This is a genomic window from Metapseudomonas phytobenefica, assembly GCF_043392685.1.
In the GTDB taxonomy this organism is placed as follows: domain Bacteria; phylum Pseudomonadota; class Gammaproteobacteria; order Pseudomonadales; family Pseudomonadaceae; genus Metapseudomonas.
On sequence record NZ_JBHZGM010000019.1, the window covers coordinates 89,405 to 104,513 of the forward strand.

At 60.6% G+C, this 15,109-nt stretch carries 31 protein-coding genes and 2 pseudogenes; 28 read left to right on the forward strand and 5 right to left on the reverse strand.

What is annotated here, in order from left to right; genetic code table 11:
- Entirely contained in the window at positions 1–603 is a 603-nt protein-coding gene (locus ACFW0B_RS16260) for a hypothetical protein (RefSeq protein WP_449149876.1), read from the reverse strand.
- Positions 604–664: 61 nt separating this feature from the next.
- Here ACFW0B_RS16260 and ACFW0B_RS16265 point away from each other — a divergent pair, with 61 nt between their 5' ends.
- Positions 665–913, forward strand: coding sequence for a hypothetical protein (locus tag ACFW0B_RS16265; RefSeq protein ID WP_449149935.1), 249 nt, complete (start codon positions 665–667; stop codon positions 911–913).
- Here the strand turns inward: ACFW0B_RS16265 and ACFW0B_RS16270 are convergent.
- Positions 861–1,076, reverse strand: a complete 216-nt coding sequence (locus ACFW0B_RS16270; RefSeq protein ID WP_449149878.1) for a transcriptional regulator — start codon at positions 1,074–1,076, stop codon at positions 861–863. The genes ACFW0B_RS16265 and ACFW0B_RS16270 overlap by 53 nt on opposite strands.
- Positions 1,077–1,183: 107 nt before the next feature.
- Between ACFW0B_RS16270 and ACFW0B_RS16275 the strand changes: the two are divergent.
- The 7 genes and pseudogenes from ACFW0B_RS16275 to ACFW0B_RS16305 all read left to right on the forward strand — a co-directional run.
- Positions 1,184–1,357: pseudogene (locus tag ACFW0B_RS16275) on the forward strand (helix-turn-helix domain-containing protein); the annotation flags it as partial.
- Between the two features lie 84 nt (positions 1,358–1,441).
- Complete coding sequence (locus ACFW0B_RS16280) at positions 1,442–1,996, forward strand: S24 family peptidase (RefSeq protein WP_449149933.1); 555 nt, start codon at positions 1,442–1,444, stop codon at positions 1,994–1,996.
- A 25-nt stretch (positions 1,997–2,021) separates the two neighbouring features.
- Positions 2,022–2,498, forward strand: coding sequence for a hypothetical protein (locus ACFW0B_RS16285; RefSeq protein WP_449149880.1), 477 nt, complete (start codon positions 2,022–2,024; stop codon positions 2,496–2,498).
- Positions 2,499–2,547: 49 nt separating this feature from the next.
- Positions 2,548–2,766 (forward strand): hypothetical protein, encoded by a 219-nt coding sequence (locus tag ACFW0B_RS16290; RefSeq protein WP_449149882.1) that lies wholly within the window; start codon positions 2,548–2,550, stop codon positions 2,764–2,766.
- Positions 2,767–3,051 carry a hypothetical protein gene (locus ACFW0B_RS16295; protein WP_449149884.1) on the forward strand — a complete coding sequence of 95 codons (285 nt, stop codon included), beginning with the start codon at positions 2,767–2,769 and terminating at the stop codon, positions 3,049–3,051.
- A gap of 285 nt (positions 3,052–3,336) precedes the next feature.
- Positions 3,337–3,567: pseudogene (locus tag ACFW0B_RS16300) on the forward strand (SDH family Clp fold serine proteinase); the annotation flags it as partial.
- Between the two features lie 532 nt (positions 3,568–4,099).
- Positions 4,100–4,324 carry a hypothetical protein gene (locus ACFW0B_RS16305; RefSeq protein WP_449149937.1) on the forward strand — a complete coding sequence of 75 codons (225 nt, stop codon included), beginning with the start codon at positions 4,100–4,102 and terminating at the stop codon, positions 4,322–4,324.
- A 201-nt stretch (positions 4,325–4,525) separates the two neighbouring features.
- Here ACFW0B_RS16305 and ACFW0B_RS16310 read toward each other — a convergent pair whose 3' ends face one another.
- Positions 4,526–4,861, reverse strand: coding sequence for a DUF1654 domain-containing protein (locus ACFW0B_RS16310; RefSeq protein ID WP_449149886.1), 336 nt, complete (start codon positions 4,859–4,861; stop codon positions 4,526–4,528).
- Between the two features lie 563 nt (positions 4,862–5,424).
- Between ACFW0B_RS16310 and ACFW0B_RS16315 the strand changes: the two genes are divergently transcribed.
- The 16 genes from ACFW0B_RS16315 to ACFW0B_RS16390 all read left to right on the forward strand — a co-directional run bounded on the left by ACFW0B_RS16315 (position 5,425) and on the right by ACFW0B_RS16390 (position 11,891).
- Positions 5,425–5,835, forward strand: a complete 411-nt coding sequence (locus ACFW0B_RS16315) for a beta-sandwich lipoprotein (RefSeq protein ID WP_449149888.1) — start codon at positions 5,425–5,427, stop codon at positions 5,833–5,835.
- Positions 5,836–5,872: 37 nt separating this feature from the next.
- A complete protein-coding gene (locus ACFW0B_RS16320) occupies positions 5,873–6,061 on the forward strand; it encodes a hypothetical protein (RefSeq protein ID WP_449149889.1) in 189 nt (62 codons plus the stop codon).
- A 531-nt stretch (positions 6,062–6,592) separates the two neighbouring features.
- Entirely contained in the window at positions 6,593–6,907 is a 315-nt protein-coding gene (locus ACFW0B_RS16325) for a hypothetical protein (protein ID WP_449149891.1), read from the forward strand.
- Positions 6,904–7,110: a hypothetical protein gene (locus ACFW0B_RS16330; RefSeq protein WP_449149893.1), complete on the forward strand. Its 207-nt coding sequence runs from the start codon at positions 6,904–6,906 to the stop codon at positions 7,108–7,110. The genes ACFW0B_RS16325 and ACFW0B_RS16330 overlap by 4 nt, the downstream gene beginning before the upstream one ends.
- Positions 7,107–7,244, forward strand: coding sequence for a hypothetical protein (locus tag ACFW0B_RS16335; protein WP_449149895.1), 138 nt, complete (start codon positions 7,107–7,109; stop codon positions 7,242–7,244). The genes ACFW0B_RS16330 and ACFW0B_RS16335 overlap by 4 nt, the downstream gene beginning before the upstream one ends.
- The gene (locus tag ACFW0B_RS16340) at positions 7,241–7,600 is read left to right on the forward strand and encodes a hypothetical protein (protein WP_449149897.1); all 360 of its coding nucleotides are present in this window, start codon (positions 7,241–7,243) and stop codon (positions 7,598–7,600) included. The genes ACFW0B_RS16335 and ACFW0B_RS16340 overlap by 4 nt, the downstream gene beginning before the upstream one ends.
- Complete coding sequence (locus tag ACFW0B_RS16345) at positions 7,597–7,752, forward strand: hypothetical protein (protein WP_449149899.1); 156 nt, start codon at positions 7,597–7,599, stop codon at positions 7,750–7,752. The genes ACFW0B_RS16340 and ACFW0B_RS16345 overlap by 4 nt, the downstream gene beginning before the upstream one ends.
- A gap of 175 nt (positions 7,753–7,927) precedes the next feature.
- Positions 7,928–8,356 carry a hypothetical protein gene (locus ACFW0B_RS16350; protein WP_449149901.1) on the forward strand — a complete coding sequence of 143 codons (429 nt, stop codon included), beginning with the start codon at positions 7,928–7,930 and terminating at the stop codon, positions 8,354–8,356.
- A complete protein-coding gene (locus ACFW0B_RS16355; RefSeq protein ID WP_449149903.1) occupies positions 8,356–9,171 on the forward strand; it encodes a PD-(D/E)XK nuclease-like domain-containing protein in 816 nt (271 codons plus the stop codon). Before ACFW0B_RS16350 ends, ACFW0B_RS16355 begins: the two co-directional genes overlap by 1 nt.
- Positions 9,168–9,962 carry a recombination protein RecT gene (gene recT, locus ACFW0B_RS16360; RefSeq protein ID WP_449149905.1) on the forward strand — a complete coding sequence of 265 codons (795 nt, stop codon included), beginning with the start codon at positions 9,168–9,170 and terminating at the stop codon, positions 9,960–9,962. The genes ACFW0B_RS16355 and recT overlap by 4 nt, the downstream gene beginning before the upstream one ends.
- Complete coding sequence (locus tag ACFW0B_RS16365; protein WP_449149907.1) at positions 9,952–10,194, forward strand: hypothetical protein; 243 nt, start codon at positions 9,952–9,954, stop codon at positions 10,192–10,194. The genes recT and ACFW0B_RS16365 overlap by 11 nt, the downstream gene beginning before the upstream one ends.
- Complete coding sequence (locus ACFW0B_RS16370) at positions 10,191–10,667, forward strand: hypothetical protein (RefSeq protein ID WP_449149909.1); 477 nt, start codon at positions 10,191–10,193, stop codon at positions 10,665–10,667. Before ACFW0B_RS16365 ends, ACFW0B_RS16370 begins: the two co-directional genes overlap by 4 nt.
- Entirely contained in the window at positions 10,667–10,912 is a 246-nt protein-coding gene (locus ACFW0B_RS16375) for a hypothetical protein (RefSeq protein WP_449149911.1), read from the forward strand. Before ACFW0B_RS16370 ends, ACFW0B_RS16375 begins: the two co-directional genes overlap by 1 nt.
- 84 nt (positions 10,913–10,996) lie before the next feature.
- Positions 10,997–11,314, forward strand: a complete 318-nt coding sequence (locus tag ACFW0B_RS16380) for a hypothetical protein (protein WP_449149913.1) — start codon at positions 10,997–10,999, stop codon at positions 11,312–11,314.
- On the forward strand, positions 11,311–11,691 hold the full coding sequence (locus ACFW0B_RS16385; protein WP_449149915.1) for a hypothetical protein: 381 nt from the start codon (positions 11,311–11,313) through the stop codon (positions 11,689–11,691). The genes ACFW0B_RS16380 and ACFW0B_RS16385 overlap by 4 nt, the downstream gene beginning before the upstream one ends.
- The gene (locus tag ACFW0B_RS16390; protein ID WP_449149917.1) at positions 11,688–11,891 is read left to right on the forward strand and encodes a hypothetical protein; all 204 of its coding nucleotides are present in this window, start codon (positions 11,688–11,690) and stop codon (positions 11,889–11,891) included. Before ACFW0B_RS16385 ends, ACFW0B_RS16390 begins: the two co-directional genes overlap by 4 nt.
- Positions 11,892–11,948: 57 nt before the next feature.
- Here the strand turns inward: ACFW0B_RS16390 and ACFW0B_RS16395 are convergent, their stop codons facing one another.
- Positions 11,949–12,155 carry a hypothetical protein gene (locus ACFW0B_RS16395; RefSeq protein WP_449149919.1) on the reverse strand — a complete coding sequence of 69 codons (207 nt, stop codon included), beginning with the start codon at positions 12,153–12,155 and terminating at the stop codon, positions 11,949–11,951.
- Positions 12,156–12,392: 237 nt separating this feature from the next.
- Here ACFW0B_RS16395 and ACFW0B_RS16400 point away from each other — a divergent pair, with 237 nt between their 5' ends.
- Positions 12,393–12,587, forward strand: a complete 195-nt coding sequence (locus ACFW0B_RS16400; RefSeq protein WP_449149921.1) for a hypothetical protein — start codon at positions 12,393–12,395, stop codon at positions 12,585–12,587.
- Between the two features lie 51 nt (positions 12,588–12,638).
- Here ACFW0B_RS16400 and ACFW0B_RS16405 read toward each other — a convergent pair whose 3' ends face one another.
- Positions 12,639–13,319: a DUF4145 domain-containing protein gene (locus ACFW0B_RS16405; RefSeq protein ID WP_449149923.1), complete on the reverse strand. Its 681-nt coding sequence runs from the start codon at positions 13,317–13,319 to the stop codon at positions 12,639–12,641.
- Positions 13,320–13,458: 139 nt separating this feature from the next.
- On the opposite strand from ACFW0B_RS16405, the gene ACFW0B_RS16410 reads away from it, so the two are divergent.
- The 3 genes from ACFW0B_RS16410 (at position 13,459) to ACFW0B_RS16420 (ending at position 14,919) form a co-directional block, all read left to right on the forward strand.
- A complete protein-coding gene (locus ACFW0B_RS16410; protein ID WP_449149925.1) occupies positions 13,459–13,848 on the forward strand; it encodes a DUF7694 domain-containing protein in 390 nt (129 codons plus the stop codon).
- A 136-nt stretch (positions 13,849–13,984) separates the two neighbouring features.
- Positions 13,985–14,587, forward strand: coding sequence for a hypothetical protein (locus tag ACFW0B_RS16415; protein ID WP_449149927.1), 603 nt, complete (start codon positions 13,985–13,987; stop codon positions 14,585–14,587).
- Positions 14,584–14,919 carry a DUF4406 domain-containing protein gene (locus ACFW0B_RS16420; RefSeq protein WP_449149929.1) on the forward strand — a complete coding sequence of 112 codons (336 nt, stop codon included), beginning with the start codon at positions 14,584–14,586 and terminating at the stop codon, positions 14,917–14,919. The genes ACFW0B_RS16415 and ACFW0B_RS16420 overlap by 4 nt, the downstream gene beginning before the upstream one ends.
- The last annotated feature ends 190 nt before the right edge of the window (positions 14,920–15,109 follow it).

Sequence of the window (15,109 nt, forward strand, 5' to 3'; positions counted from 1 at the left end):
TCAGGCGCCCTGCTTTTCGCGGGAGAGCTCGAGGCGGACGGTGCGGCTCAGGGTGGTGCACTTGGCCGCCATCGCGTCGAGAGAGGCGGCCAGCTCGGGCAGCCACTCGCCGTCCTTCTCGGTGATCACCAGGTCGTCGAAGACCTTGGAGCCGAGGCCCGCCACGTCGCCGACGCGGTGCATCAGGGCGCTGAACACCTGCATGGCGTCCATCCCCTCGATACCCACCGGGCGCACCGCCAGCAGGCCGTAGCGGCCGGCCAGTTCGATCAGGCAACGCTCGCGCCATTCGGGGAGCAGCGCGGTAACCCACGGCTCTTCCAGCCAGGCCGGAATGTCGACGGATTCATCCAGCCAGCGCTGCACGCGCTTTAGCCAGGTGTCCGCCATCTTCAGGTAGGCATCGCCGTCCACGCGGTCCATGGACTCGAAGTCCGGGACCTTGCGGTCTTCCTGCAGGTCGGGGATCAGGGAATGGATCGCCTTGCTCAGGGCCGTGGCGAAGTCGCGCTGGCTCAGGCTGGTGCGGGCGATCATGTCATTGGCGTGTGCGATCAGGACGGCATCGCGGGTGTTCGTGTGGTTGCGTCTTGGACTGGACATTTCGACATGGCCCTCCCGGCCCTACCCTGTCTACAACTGATCAACCGACAGGGAGCCCCCCATGCCGACCGACCTTTCCGAATTACGTGGCGAAGTACTCGCCCTTCGTTGCTACGTGGCAGCCCTGATCCAGGTCCTGCCGCTTTCCTCTCAGCTGCGACTACCGGCAGCCTTTGAATCCCGTGCCGAGGTCATTCGCCATCAGCTCGATGAATCCAGCGCGGCCGGGTTCGACCGCGCAGCGATAGCGCTGGCGGTTAGGCGGCCGAATCAACTGGGTACAGATCGGGTCGCAGTTCATGGCGAGTGACCTTGCCCTCAGTCGCGGCCTCAATCTGGAGGACTCGCTCTGCGGGGACGCGGCCAGTCGCGCACATGCGCTGCACAGCTTGTGGCGTGCAGCCGAGCACCCGCGCCAGGGCTGACTGGCCTCCTGCTGCTACGGCTGCACGCGTGGCGGCGTTCTCTTTCATGGGGCGCCTCAACTGATTGATTACAACTCAAAGTTACAATCAGGGAGGCAAAATTACAAGCGAGAATTGCAATGCTTGTTACAACCGCTGGTTGTATCGTTGCGCGCATGGAGACGATCGGTTCCCGCATTGCTGCGGCGCGCGAAAGGAAGGGGCTTAATCAGTCCGAACTAGGGAGGCTGCTGGGCGTTACCCCGCAGTCCGTTCAGGCGTGGGAGTCGGACAAGAACATCCCCCGTCCGAAGCGGCTCAACCAGATCGCCGGCGCTCTCGGCTCAACGGTTGCAGAGCTTGTTGGCGACAGCCAGATGCCTGACCTTGAAACGGATCCTGCTGAATCAAGCGCTGCCGAGCTCGTGCGTCAGATGCTCGCCTCAAAGGCGGGGAAATCCCTCTCCCAGGAAGACCGTGAGCGTCTGCTGGCGGTGACGCAAGAGCCCCAGGAGAAGCCCAGCAACGTCATCCCCGCTGACTTCTCGCGCAACCAGGCCCGCAAGGGCGAGTTGCTGATTCCCGAGTTCGACATCCGTGCCGCCATGGGTGCCGGCCAGCTGCCTGGCGACTATGTGGAGACCGTGCGCAACCTGGTGGTGAACGAGGCACACCTGCGCGCCCACGGCGTGAACTACTCCGCACCCGAGCACCTGGCGATGATCACCGGCTGGGGCGACAGCATGACGCCGACGATCAACGACAAGGATCCGGTGATGGTCGACCGGGGCGTGAACGAGTTCATCGGCGAAGGCATCTACGTGCTGACCTGGCACAAGCACCTGTTCATCAAGCGCGTGCAGCTGCTTGACGCCGAGCACTTCAACCTGATTTCCGACAACGACAGATACCCCAACCAGACGGCCAAGATCGAAGACGTGATCGTCCACGCCAAGGTGCTGCTGATCTGGAATGCCCGCAAGGGCTGAGCCACCAACTGACAAGGAGGTCGCCATGCGCGCCATTCCCCTAATTCTTGCGGCCACCCTGCTCACGGGCTGCGCCATCGCAGGCAAGAAGATCACAGAAGCACAGATGCACCAGGTGGTCCCTGGGCAATCCGATCGCGAAGACCTGATTGCGATCTTCGGCAGGCCCATCTCGGAAACAATCGATTCCGATGGCAATCGGACACTCGGGTGGTCCTACGTGAACACGGGGTTCATGGGTATTGGCACCGAGATTCAGAGCGTGGGCATCCAACTCGGCCCGGATGGTACGGTGAGTAAGTTCACCAGAGGCGGTACTGCCCCGGTCTCACCCTACGAGCGGACTATTCAGCCGCCGGCGAAACCAGGGCCAACATCCCAGCAGTCCGCCCCGCTCTCCCGCGACCAGTGGAAGCAGCAGCAACTCGACCAGCTCAACCGCGAAACCGGCCTGAGCTACGAGGAGTACCAGCGGCGCTACAAGGCAATCACCGGGCAATGACCCTGCGCGCCCTTGAGGTACGCTATCCGGGACGAGCAGGAGAGTCCCGATGGTTTCCATTCAAACAGTCATGCATGAGATTCAGACCATAGATACCCGAGACCTCGCGATCACGCTGGGCTCCGCCTCGATCGTTGGCGGAATCTGCGGATCGCTGACCCAGGCGCTGCTGCCTTACATGGACTCCAACCTGGCGATCCTGATCGCCGGTACGGTGGGCGGGGCCTTGGGCATGGCCATCTCGAAAATCTCCAAGAAGGGGCTGTGATTGGTCGAGTACCTCCTGGCGAATGTCGGCAACGCCTCCTCGGGGATGTTCTTCATCGCCTTCTTTTTGTGTTTGGCAGCCGACAAAGTATCGGGGCGCGACATTGAGCTGGAGCGCGCCATCGTTCGGGGGTTTTCGCTCGCCAGCGCACCCACGGGCCTGGCATTCGTGATCTGCGCCTTTCAACCGGTCTGGATCCAAAAACTTGAAGGGGCCAGTCTAAATTTCGCCCTGGCCGGCGCCGTGATCCTGTTCATCTCGATCAAGCACGGCCTGAGCAAGTAGCTGGCAACGAGTACCAGCGGCGGTATCGGGAGATTGTGGGGCAGTGAGGGCTGAGACAAGTAGCTGAAGCATTACAAACGAAAATAACACAAACACGAGAGAAGGACTTCTATGGCAAAAGCACCAAAACCCAACAAAGTCGCGAGCCCTGGAGCAGGTAAGGCCGCATCGAAAAGCGCGGAGTCGAAACCGTCCATCCCCAAAACAGTCGACTTGATCGGAAAATCAAACAACGCAGACATATATATGTTTGCAGGCCCGCTGGAGCGTCAGTTTGAGTCAGGCATGCTCTTGACGGTCCAACACAAGCAGCGCAAGCGTGAGAATGCAATTCTCTTCCTAGATACATACGGAGGACACGCCGACGCAGCCTATAAAATCGCAAAGGCATTTAAGCGGAATTATAAGCAACTCACCGTGATGGTGTTTTCTGACTGCAAGAGTGCTGGAACTCTGCTGTGCTTGGGTGCAGACCACCTTGTGATGGCGGATCTTGCCGAGCTTGGACCGCTCGACGTCCAGATACCCAAAGAGGGGGAATTCAGTGGACGACGTTCCGGTCTAGATATTACCGATACCCTTGGGGCGCTCCAGAACGAGTCCATTCGCCTTATGCGACAGCATTTCCTTGATCTCAGGGTCGGATCAAGGACGCAGATATCAACGCGGGACGCCCTGGAAAACGCCACCAAAATAGTCTGCGGGCTCCTTGCGCCCGTCTATGCTCAGATTAACCCCTTGAGTCTGGGCGAGTCGGCGAGGTCTAACTCGATCGCTTATCATTACGGGCAGCGCTTATCGAAGGGAAATATCCATCCTGGAGCTCTGAATCGACTGATTAGTGGGTACCCTTCCCATGGATTCGTCATTGATCGAGAAGAGGCATCTGAGCTGTTCACTTCCGTCAGGGCGCCGACGCCCAGTGAAGAACTACTCATGCTAATGCTGCTCCAGCGCCACGAGCAGTTGGCCTCCCGTCAGACGCCCTTGATTTCATGCCTCACTGACACCTATCCTCTTCCTCCGCCTACTCAGGAGCCGCCTCAAAATGGACCTGACAACCTCACAAGCCACTCGGATGCTGATACGCAACCTGGAGACAACGGTGAACCTCTACGAACTGGATCTGCGGTCGAATTGCCAAGCGATGTCGGACCTGATGGAGACCGAACTGGCAAAGCGGAATCAAATGCTGGAGATTCTGGAGCAGCGCGTCCAGACCCTGCTCCCGCAAGACCTGCGAGAAGACCAGCTCGAGCAGCTAAGCCTGTAAAGCCCAAAGGCGAGTAATCGCAGAAGCCCCGCCATCGAGCGGGGCTTTTTGTTTCTGCCCTTTCCTACCGCAGCACCAGCACCGTCCGATAGCGCCAGCTCTCGCGCCGCAATAGCCTGTCCCCGAGGAAAACCCGCAAGGAAGTGGGGAACCCCACCGATGAAGCCCGGCCCTGCGCCGGGCTTTGTCGTTTCTGAGCGGCTAGAACGGCGCCTCGACCAGGTTCTGCACCTGCATGTCCTCGATGGGCGCCCAGTCCTCCATCTGCACCTCCGGCCCCTCCTCCGCCATCGCCTCCCATTGCAGCAGCATCGTCCCGTCCTCGTTCTCGGTCATCGACAAGCCGTCGGTTTCGGCCAGCTCCTCCATCACCTGCCGCCACGCTGATTCGGAATCGCTGTCCAGGCGCCAGAGTGTCACCTGGCGCAGGCTCTGCGCCTTGGGCGAGTTGATCATCGCCGACACCCTCAGTCGCACGCGGTCCACCTCGGTCATTCCGCCGCGATCCTGCTTTGCCACCTTCTTCTGCTGAGCCATGCGCCCTCCTTTTGCTGTATGTCCATACAGTACTTTCTGAAATACCGCCCAGACAAGCCTGATGGACTACAACTTTAAATTGGAGAAAAGCTACAACTCCCGCTTGCAATCTACAATTTTGCGTTGTAGTTTTAATCCCAAGCCGAACGCAAACGCGTCGGCAGCAAGACCAAGTCGCCACCGAGCGCACGTTCTTTTCACATCGCTGGGAACCTCGCGGCGGAATCCCCGGAAACGGGCACAGCGCGAGCAAGAAATTTCCGCCCCATGCCGGCTCTGGAACCGGCCAGCTCGAAGCCGCGCCATCGCATCTGGAAATGGCGAGCCAAGGGCTGCACAGCTAACGCTCCCTGCCAGGGCCGCTCAGAACGCGGCGCCTCACCTGGTACAGCGGAACGCTGTGAGTGTTGGGCCCATCCGGAGGTGGCCTGGTAACCCCGGACGAACAGCCAGAGCAAGACCGCGTGTGGAGAAGCCCAGTAGGCGAGCGCGGAGCAACACGGACAGCATCACTGGAGCCGCTTCTTGCGAGGCGGCTCTGGGATGACAACCGGGAGAGTCCCATGAAGAAACTGATAATTGGAATGGCTGCTCTGGCGCTGCTGGCCGGGTGCGAAGGTGACGCCCAGATCGCCTCGCGCAATCTGTCCAAAGCCGCCGACATGTTCGAGATCAACCGCCGCGTCGTGTTCTACAACGGCATCACGGGCGAATACATGCTGTCGCTGGAGGGGCGCTGCTCCATCCGCGCGGATGGCATGGACAGCCAGTTAGAAGTCACCTGCATGACCGGCCCACAGCAGTACAAGAAGCACTTCCTCGGGCTTTCCGACAACGTCACCTACTTCGCCGAGCAGTTGGATTCGACCAGCGCCAGCGTTTACCACTACCGCGTGATCTTCAAGCCCCAAAGCATCCTGCCGAATGTCGATTTCGAGGGAAGCTCCGGCGCGTTGCGCGAACTGGTTCAGTAACAGCTCGCCCCTATCCGGGGCAAAGGAGGATGAGGGGATGAGCAGTCAGCAGCGCCCGCGATTCAAGCGCGTCACCAAGGATGAGTTTGCGGCGCTTTCGGTGGGCGCGAGTCAGCAGAAAGCCTTCCCACCCTCCGGCCCTGAGTACTACTTCAAGGATGGCCGGCACTTCGGCTTTGAGAATTTGACCACGGGTGAATGCGTGGTCTTCGAATGGGGTGCCTGACCGCCGGAAAGACGGCCCCGTAGCGCAATGCGGGTTATGAAGCCCCGATGCCAGGCAGGGGTGATGCGCAGCTTGGCCCGAGAAACCCCTTGGGGCGTATCGGAGTGCGGGCTGATTGCCCGGTGGCGCTTCGGGTGAGAGCCGTAGTGTAAAGACATCATGCCGCCACGAACGACCGGATAGAAGCACCGGCCAGTCCGCACCCCGATGCTCCCCAGCATCACACCCAACGAGTAGCCAGGCCACGGATGGCCAGCTTTGGCGCTCAACTGATTTCGCAGGCGATTCGCGGGTCTCGCGCAGACAGCCCAGAAGCATGAGAGGTAGCGCTCTCCGCCTGCACCTCACACCTCAGCGCCCTGCCCCGGAAACGGGAAGCTGTCACTCAGGCCATGCCCATACATGGGAAAGGTGACGCCGGGCAGCAACCGGCACCAATCCCGCTCCACCCTCTTGCCCGTCAGCACTGCGGGCCTTTTTGCCGGTACGCCGGCACCTATTCCCCATCCACGCAGCCGCGAGGATTACCCCATGAACAGAACCGTTTGCATCGACCAGTACGAGCTACAGGTCGAGATCACCCGTTGCCTCGTCGTGCCGCCGAACCCCCGCACCTGGGACAGCGACCTGGACTACTACGGCTACCAGGAAATGGAATTCGAGGTCGTCTCCGGACTGGTCTACGACGAGGACGGCGAGAACCCGCAGGACCTGGGCCGCAATGGTTGTGCGGCCGTGGCCGAGCAGTACGCCGAAGAGATCGAGCAAAAGCTCTGGGATCAACTGGAAGACGAACGCGACGACGACTACGACGACAGCCGCGATTACGACTGGGAGGCAGCATGAGCACCGACCGCATCTTGAAAGCCTTGTGGGTGGTTCGCCGAGGTGATCCAGACAGCTACCAGGCCGGAGTCAACTTCGGCATCGCCATCGGCATGGCCTCAATGCTGCCCTACGAGCAACACGTCAGGCTAAGCGAACTGGTCGTGAACGCCGCTCGCTATGCGCGGCTGGATCAGGAAAAACGACAGCAGGAGGCAGCATGATCATCTTCGCCGGAAGCCTGAAAGGAATCGCCGAAGCCCTGTTCATGCAGGGCTTTTTGTTGGTCGAGGAAGTCCCTTTCACTCGCGCGCCGTTCAGGTCGGGCGGGCGCTGGGTGTGCGAGGTGAAGGCATGAACGAGCACGACACCCGAACCGTATGGATGGTCTTGGTCAATACCGATTTGACCGAAGGCAAAGGGCGAAACATCCCGATCTACATCTGCGCCTCGGAAACCACGGCGCGCCGCATGGGCAGGAAGCGCAACGTGCAAGGCTCGGATGCCGATGTGATCAAGGCTGAGGCCATTTTCCACAATGGCCGCTGGTGCGCTCCAGTGCAAATCCACGAACCGACCACCGAAGACCGGAATGAAGACTACAAACTGGAGCAAGCAAGGCAGGCCGATCAGCGTCGCCACGAAGCACTTCAGCGCGCCCGTGAAGCGGGATTGTCCGAAGAGGACATTGCGATCCTGAGAGGAAAGCCATGACCCGCTACCAAAGAGCCAAGCGCCAGAAGTTCATGCGCGGCCTGGCCGCCGCCATCCTCCTGTTCACCGTGTTCGTCGGCGCGCTGTCGCTGGCGGATCGGATCACCGCCGAATCCTTCTACGTCCCGACAGTGGCGGGCCCTCGGGGATAGCCACTGATCCATCAGCCGGCGAGTGGGATGGCGTTAACCCCGGCAGCCTGAGCATCCAGCACCCTCCACTGGCTTGTACAGCAGCGCTCCGTCGCGGGTGTGATCGGCCGACTTGCCGCCGTAAGCGGCATTCCCCTTCCCTTTCAATCTCTGCCTTCGGGCGGATGGAGCTTCCATGTCTACCGAAACCCAAGTGGTGACCATCGAAGAGCAGCGTGAGCAACTGCTTGTAAGCGCCCTGGAGCAACTGAAGAAGCGTGCCGGCGAGGCCATCAACGAAGTCATGGCCGACCTATACAGCGGATATCTGCCCTACGTAGCGGACGACACTGAGTCGAACATTGCCTTCCGTGTGCAGGGCTGCATCACCAACCTGATCGCCGGCAAGTTCGAGCCTCAGAACGGCATCAATGGCAGCTGCCATGTGCTGGTCAGCGACAACTACGGCGTGCGGCACCTAATCAGCCTGAACAGTTGGTCAGACATGATCAAGCCGCTGTGCGAAGCGATGGGGGCGGAGATACAGAATGCGCGAATTCACCAGCTGACTCGCCAAGTCGAGGATTTGCAGGCGCAGTTGGCTGCCGCATGGAGGGCTCATTGATGACCCCCGGCTATTACCGCGACCTCAGCAATGAGGCGTACCACGGCGGAGAAGGCATTTCCAAAAGCCAGCTCGACTTAATCGCCAAGGCCCCGGCGCTGTTCCAGTGGAATAAGGCGGCGCCGGAAGACCCAGACAAGTCCAAGGCGCTCGACTTCGGCGACGCCACCCACGCCTTTCTGCTGGAGCCTGCGCGCTTCACCGCGCAATACGCCATCGGCCCCGCCAACGCACCACGCAACACCAAGGCCGGAAAGGAAGCCTGGGAGGCCTTTGAGGCGACCATCACCGAGGACCAGGTTGTGCTCACCGCAGACCAGGGCAAGCAGCTGCAGCTGATCCGCGAAAGCGTGATGGCGCACCCGCACGCGCGCTGGCTGATAGAAACCGAGGGCGACGTCGAGGCGAGCATCTACTGGAACGACCGTCGCGAAAGCGTGCTCTGCCGCTGCCGGCCGGACAAGGCCATCCCGAAGCTGGGCTGGCTGATGGACCTGAAGACCACCGCCGACATGGCGCGCTTCATCCGCTACTTCCACGAATACCGCTACCACGTCCAGGACGCCTACTACAGCGACGGCTACGCCGCCGAGTTCGGCGAGCAGCCCGCCGGCTTCGTGTTCCTGGTGGTAAGCACCAGCATCGAGTGCGGCAAGTACCCGGTGCGCCTGTTCACCATGGACGGCGAAACCAAGGATGCCGGGCGCCAGACCTACATCAAGGACCTAGCCACCTACGCCGACTGCCTGCGCAGCAACGAGTGGCCTGCCATTGAAACCCTTTCCCTGCCCTATTGGGCGAAGGAGCGCATATGAGTACCGATAACGTCGCCCCGTTCAGCCAGAAAGATCTGGACAAGGCGCAGCGCCCGCAAACCAAGGCTGGATCGCTGGCTGCTCTGTTGGCCAGTCCGAAGATGAAGTCGCAATTCGCCGCCGCCCTACCCAAGCACATGACCCCGGAGCGCATGGCGCGCATCGTCACCACCGAGATTCGCAAGACCCCGGCGCTGGTCAACTGCGAACAGAACAGTTTTCTCGGTGCCGTCATCCAGTGCGCCCAGCTCGGATTAGAGCCGGGCAACAGCCTCGGGCACGCCTACATCCTGCCTTACGGTAAGCAGGCCCAACTGATAATCGGCTACAAGGGCATGATCGACCTGGCGCGTCGCTCCGGGCAGATCATCAGCATTTCGGCTCGCGTGGTGCGCGCTGAAGACTTCTTCGAATACGAATTCGGCCTGGACGAGTCGCTGGTCCACAAGCCTGCCGAGCACGGCGATGGTGGCGAGATCACCCACGTCTATGCCGTGGCGCGCCTGAAGGACGGCGGTCGACAGTTCGAGGTGATGAGCGCCGCCCAGGTCAAGGCGGTGCAGGAGCAGAGCAAGGCCGGTCGCTCCGGCCCCTGGGTCACCCACTGGGAGGAGATGGCCAAGAAGACCGTGATCCGTCGGCTGTTCAAGTATCTGCCGGTGTCGGTGGAGATTCAGCGCGCCGTCATGCTTGATGAGAAAGCTGAGGCCGGAGCCAACCAAGAACATGAATACGTCTTCGACGGCGACTTCGAAGTCGTGGATGAGCCAGGGCCGAGCCATGACCAGTGAACAGCTCGCCCGCCTTTGCGCGGGCGTCCCCATCCAGGTGATCGAAGGCTTCACCGACCCCAAGCCCCTGCCGTGCCGTCGCAGCACCATTGATCCAGAAACCCAGCTGAAGCGCCGCAACCGAGTCATCCGCCCGATGCACGAGGGCAGCTACATCGACCGCAAGGCAGCGGGAAAGGCTCTGGAGGCACAAGAGCGGATCAAACTGCGGCAGATGACGGAGGCGCTATGAGCCGCCGCAAACCGCATAACCACCAGGCGCGCGCTCAGGCCTACCTTGGCGCTCTGCTGCGGCAGAACCATGTCGCCGTGGTCGACGCCGAAGCCAGCGAAGTGCAGGTACTGGTCAACTGGCAGAACGGCAAGCGCATCAGCCTGAAACAGCCCAGGGTGTACCGCCTGCTGGTGGAGGCTGTGTGCGAGGTGGCGCATCACTGGCCGGTCTACCTCGCTGCCCTGTGCTGCGACCAGTTCGGCCAGCGCTACATGAAGAGTGTCGAGGTCGAGCCGGAAGGCGTGATGCTGGCGAAGCGTCTCGACGCCGTGATCGAGCATTACACCGAGGAACTGAAGGCTGGATGCAATCCCGCCCACTTCATTGGCATCGGCTGGATCGCCATGCCCGCCGCGGTCGTTTTGTCAGAAGCACAGGCCGCCGCGATCTTTGAGGCCGTGGGCGCCTGGAAACAAAAGGAGGCAGCCTGATGGCCAAATCCGCCACCGAACGAAAGCGCGAGCAGCGCGAACGCGACAAGCAGACCGAGGAACAGCGCCTCGCCCGCCTCCTCTCCCGCACCATCAAGGTGGACCTGTTCAAGTCCACCGACGCCAAGCTAATCGAGATCATGCAGCGCCTGGAGATCGGCGAGCCACAGGACGTGATTCAGCGCCTGATCCACGGCGCCCACCGGCTCGACGATGAGTCGCTGCGCGAAATCACTACGTTGTGACACATGGCCGTGACATAACGGCCACCCCCCATCCCACCCGCCAGCCGCACCAGCGGCACGGCATCGCTCGACCTGGAGAAAGCCATGAGCCTACCCGTTAAGGCCTGCTCTGACGATGAGTTGGAGGGGTATGCAGCAATTCACCCTGAAGCCGCCGAGGAGCTTGCACGCCGAATCGTTGCCGGCCTGGGCTCCCGAGAGGTCGAGCTGGATGAGGTGCGCCAGCAGCTCCGCGATGCCGAAGAGCACGAGGAGGAGCTTGAGCGCGCCCTGGAGAAGCTGAACAACGCGGTGGAGGACGCCATCAACAAGCTGCGCGCTCTGATGGATGACTACAGCGTGAGCGAAGACCTAGAGGACGAAATCAACAGGGTGGCGAACCGCCTGGAGGGCAGTCTATGAGCACCTTCGCCGTATTCGGCATGACGCGGGATCAGGCTCTGGCCGATGCCCGCAAGAACGTGAAGACCACCCGCCGCACTCCCCAAGGCGAGGTCGCCATTCCCTTGAGCGAATGGTTGGAGCTCTGCGAGAAGCGCGCCGACGAGATCATGGCAGGTACCAAGGTGAAGCAGCTGGGGCCGCTGTTCGACGCCCCCCAGTACGCCGAAGAGTTCATTGCCCTGGCGCGCCGCACTCTGACGTGCCGGCACCTGCAGATCCGCTGCAAGGTCGTTCTCACTGATGGCTCAGGAAAGCCCCTGATCAACAGGAAGACTGGGGCGCCGAAAGTGGGTTGGCAGGATTATCAGTACGATTCGAGCAGGACTGAAGCATGAAGCGACAGATTCGCAACTCCCCTCCGCCATGCGCCCGCTTCGCGGTTGTGCTCAACCCGGGGACGCTATTCCAGCGCGTGGATGTGTACGCCATCACCCTGCAGGACGCCCAGCTCTGGGCTGCTGATACCAGGGATCCAGGCCTGGAAGTGGACGTGATGCGAGTTCTGCCGGATGGCTCTCTGACCACGGACTACTGACCCACCTAGCCCGGCCGCCATCCTTGCCCGATGCGCGGCCGGCATGGGTAGTGATGCTTACCGCGCGATACGACCGACGATTTCGTGTGCGGCGTCGATTGATGCGGATACGTGCTCAGCACCAACCCAGCGGTAAGTAGCGTTGCCGAGTAAGCCAGCTTCGACTTTCGGCAGAAGCCCGTTCAGGTCAACACCCTGATCACGAGCCTCGGTCAGCAGAGCCACAAACGCCTGCTCCAATGCAATTTCACGTTCACTTGCCATCTATCTCTCCTTGAGCCGACTCCATGTCGGTCGCGGGAAGCTACCCGACCTAATGACGAATCGCCAGTACCGGTCGGAGAGCTCTGGACGGTGGCCAGGTGTACGCGCAGAATACTGTTTATTTATCCAGTATTCGCCATGCACTTCGAGATACTCCGAAAGCGCCACAAGGGCCGCGCCATGAAGGGGCGCCAAGACGTCAACGCCACCCCTATCCGGGGTGACGTAAGGATCGGATTGGCCAAGAACACCCCAATGGACCGGCCGTCCCTCGCCGCCTCGGTTCAGGCCGAAGGTCGACTCCAGCCAGAGTTACCACCCCTCTACGACGTACAGGTGCACAGCCTCATCGGTGATTCCCTGGTGATCACCGGAACGGAGATCATCGACGGGGTGGCCTATGCGCAGTCGTGGCATTGCAGGGTGGTGTAGGCGCAACTGGCATTCTTGCCATATGAAATTACAGCAATGGAGAAAGCTCCCCTACCCCTTGAATGCATTCTTTGCCAGCATCGGGTGAATGTATGCGCCTAGTAAAAGGTGGTCCACGACATCCATAGCAAGATTTAACTGCTCATCGCTACTTGGTTTTGCTTCATGTGCTGCTTCATTTCCGAGTGATCGAAGTTTGTGAAGTATCTCAGCATCAACCGGAGTGAGAACACCTTTCCTCACCAAGTCATCAATCTTGTTATAGAGAGTCTTACCCTCTGCATTTTTATCCCTGCACACTGTTTCGACGAGAACCCTAATACCAAGACCCGCCAATATCGGCTGACCGCCATTCATGGCCGCCACCAGCTCCGTGTATGCCGATCGAACAGTAAGCGGTAGATAGAAATCGTTCTTTACCTTGAATCTTCCTGCGGTTCTATTTGGATACACCGCTATATCGTGAAATTCAATTTCTTCGCCAGTTTCATCATCGCGATGATGCGACTCTGAGTCGGTGTAATCTCTTCGAAAGCACAGCGAATCGCAGTTCAAGCACTGAGCAATTTGATAAGAAGCATGAGACCCAAAGCAATCATCATTAACCATTTCATCCAAAGAGGTTAGGACCTTATGCCTTTGCGGTATCTTGCAGACCAGGCAAACTATCCGAACTTCTTCCCCTATAGTTCTATCCTTTGCTATTGTTCTGCTTTCCATCTCGCTCTGCACCTCAGTACACCTCTCCGCTCTTAATATATTGAAGCCTAATCGAGGCGATTGACCCTGCGGTAACAAAAGTAGACCGCAGCATGGACATCGAGAACCTACCCCACTCCATGCCATAGCGCCACTACGGCGAAGGAATCCCATGCAACCATCTCGACAACAGCGCCGGGCGCTGGAGAAGGCCAATGCCGCCTTTCCGGCCTACCTGGTGCGCCTCCAGCCCGAAGCCTGGCCGGAGTACCACCCTCCCCGCCTGATCGAGGTCTGGCGCAGCCGGCACTTCCTGGTGCAAGTCTTCGCCGAGCCGGGCAATGTCCAGCGCCTGAGCATCTGCCGCACCTCGCACAACGGTGACAGCTGGGTCGACCAGATCACCTGGGACGAACTGATGAAGGTCAAGCGCGAGTGCGGTCGCGGCGATCGGGACGCCCTGGAGGTGTTCCCGGCCGACAAGGACATCGTGAACGTGGCGAACATGCGGCACCTGTGGCTGCCGCCGGCGCCCGTCGAGTTCGCGTGGAGGAAGCAGTGATCCGCCCCGTCTTCTGCCGCTCCACAGGCCAGCTCGTCGTCTCCTGCAAGTGCTTCCGCTGCATCCCTGTTCCACCCAAGTCCTGATCCATCCCCTACCTACTCAGCTTGGCGATACACGCCAGGGAGGGCTTCCCATGTCCGAAAAAACACTGAAGGCCTACCACGTGGGCGAAGGCAGCGAGGGCGAGCACGTCATTGTGTTCGCCACCAGCGGCGCCGCCGCTCGGAGGAAAGGAGGTAATGAACTGGACCTCGAGTTCAACGAGGTGGAGTTCTGCCGGCGCGCGCCCTGGGCGGATGAGTTCGCCGGCCAGACGTTCATCCCGGCCAAGGCGTATCACGAGGCAGGATGGTGGCTCTACTGCAACCACTGCGAGACCAGGCTGTACGAGGATGCCGAAGATGACGACGGCAACCCGATGCAGATCGCCTACGACGGTCAGCACGCCTACTGCGACAAAGCCTGCAAAGGAGCACACGAGGCCGAGATAGCTGAAGCGAATGCCAAGGGTGAAGCTTTCAAGGCCAAGGTGATGGCCGCCCGCCCAGATCTCACCTTTACGAAGTGGAGCATCGGCTGGCCGCTCATCACTCAGCATGCTGAGTTCACCTTCCCCGGTTGCCAGTACGGCGGGTCCGTCCGCGACCAGGACGGGGATGGAGATTTGTCTTGGTACGTCGCAAATGGCGACAAGGATGCCTGGGTCGCCTATGAGGCCCGGAGGAAAGCGGCATGAAACGCATCTATTTAGCCGGTCCGATGAGCGGCCTTCCGGAGTTCAACTACCCGGCCTTCAATGCCGAAGCCGCCCGCCTCCGCGCCCTGGGCTTCCACGTCGAGAACCCGGCAGAGAACGAAGCACCGGCCGACACCACCTGGTCCGGCTACCTCCGGATGGCCATCGCCCAGCTGGTCACCTGCGACACCGTGGCCCTGCTGCCGGGCTGGCACGAATCCAAGGGCGCCATGCTCGAGCACCACATTGCCTGTCACCTGGGCATTGTCCGGGTGATGGCTGCCGACATCGGGCGCCGGGCGCTGGCCACCGCTGGTGGATTGCCAGCATGAACAACCAGGCCCCCATAGAACACCCTGAGCGCACCCACGCCTACCAGGAAGGCGCTGGCTGCAGACGCCATGGGCTTGGGCGCGAAGCCTGCCCATGGGGAATGGGTGACATGAAGGAGCGCCACCTGTTCCTGGCCGGGTGGCATGACACCGATATCGCCTTGGGCGAAGGAAGAACCCAATGAACACG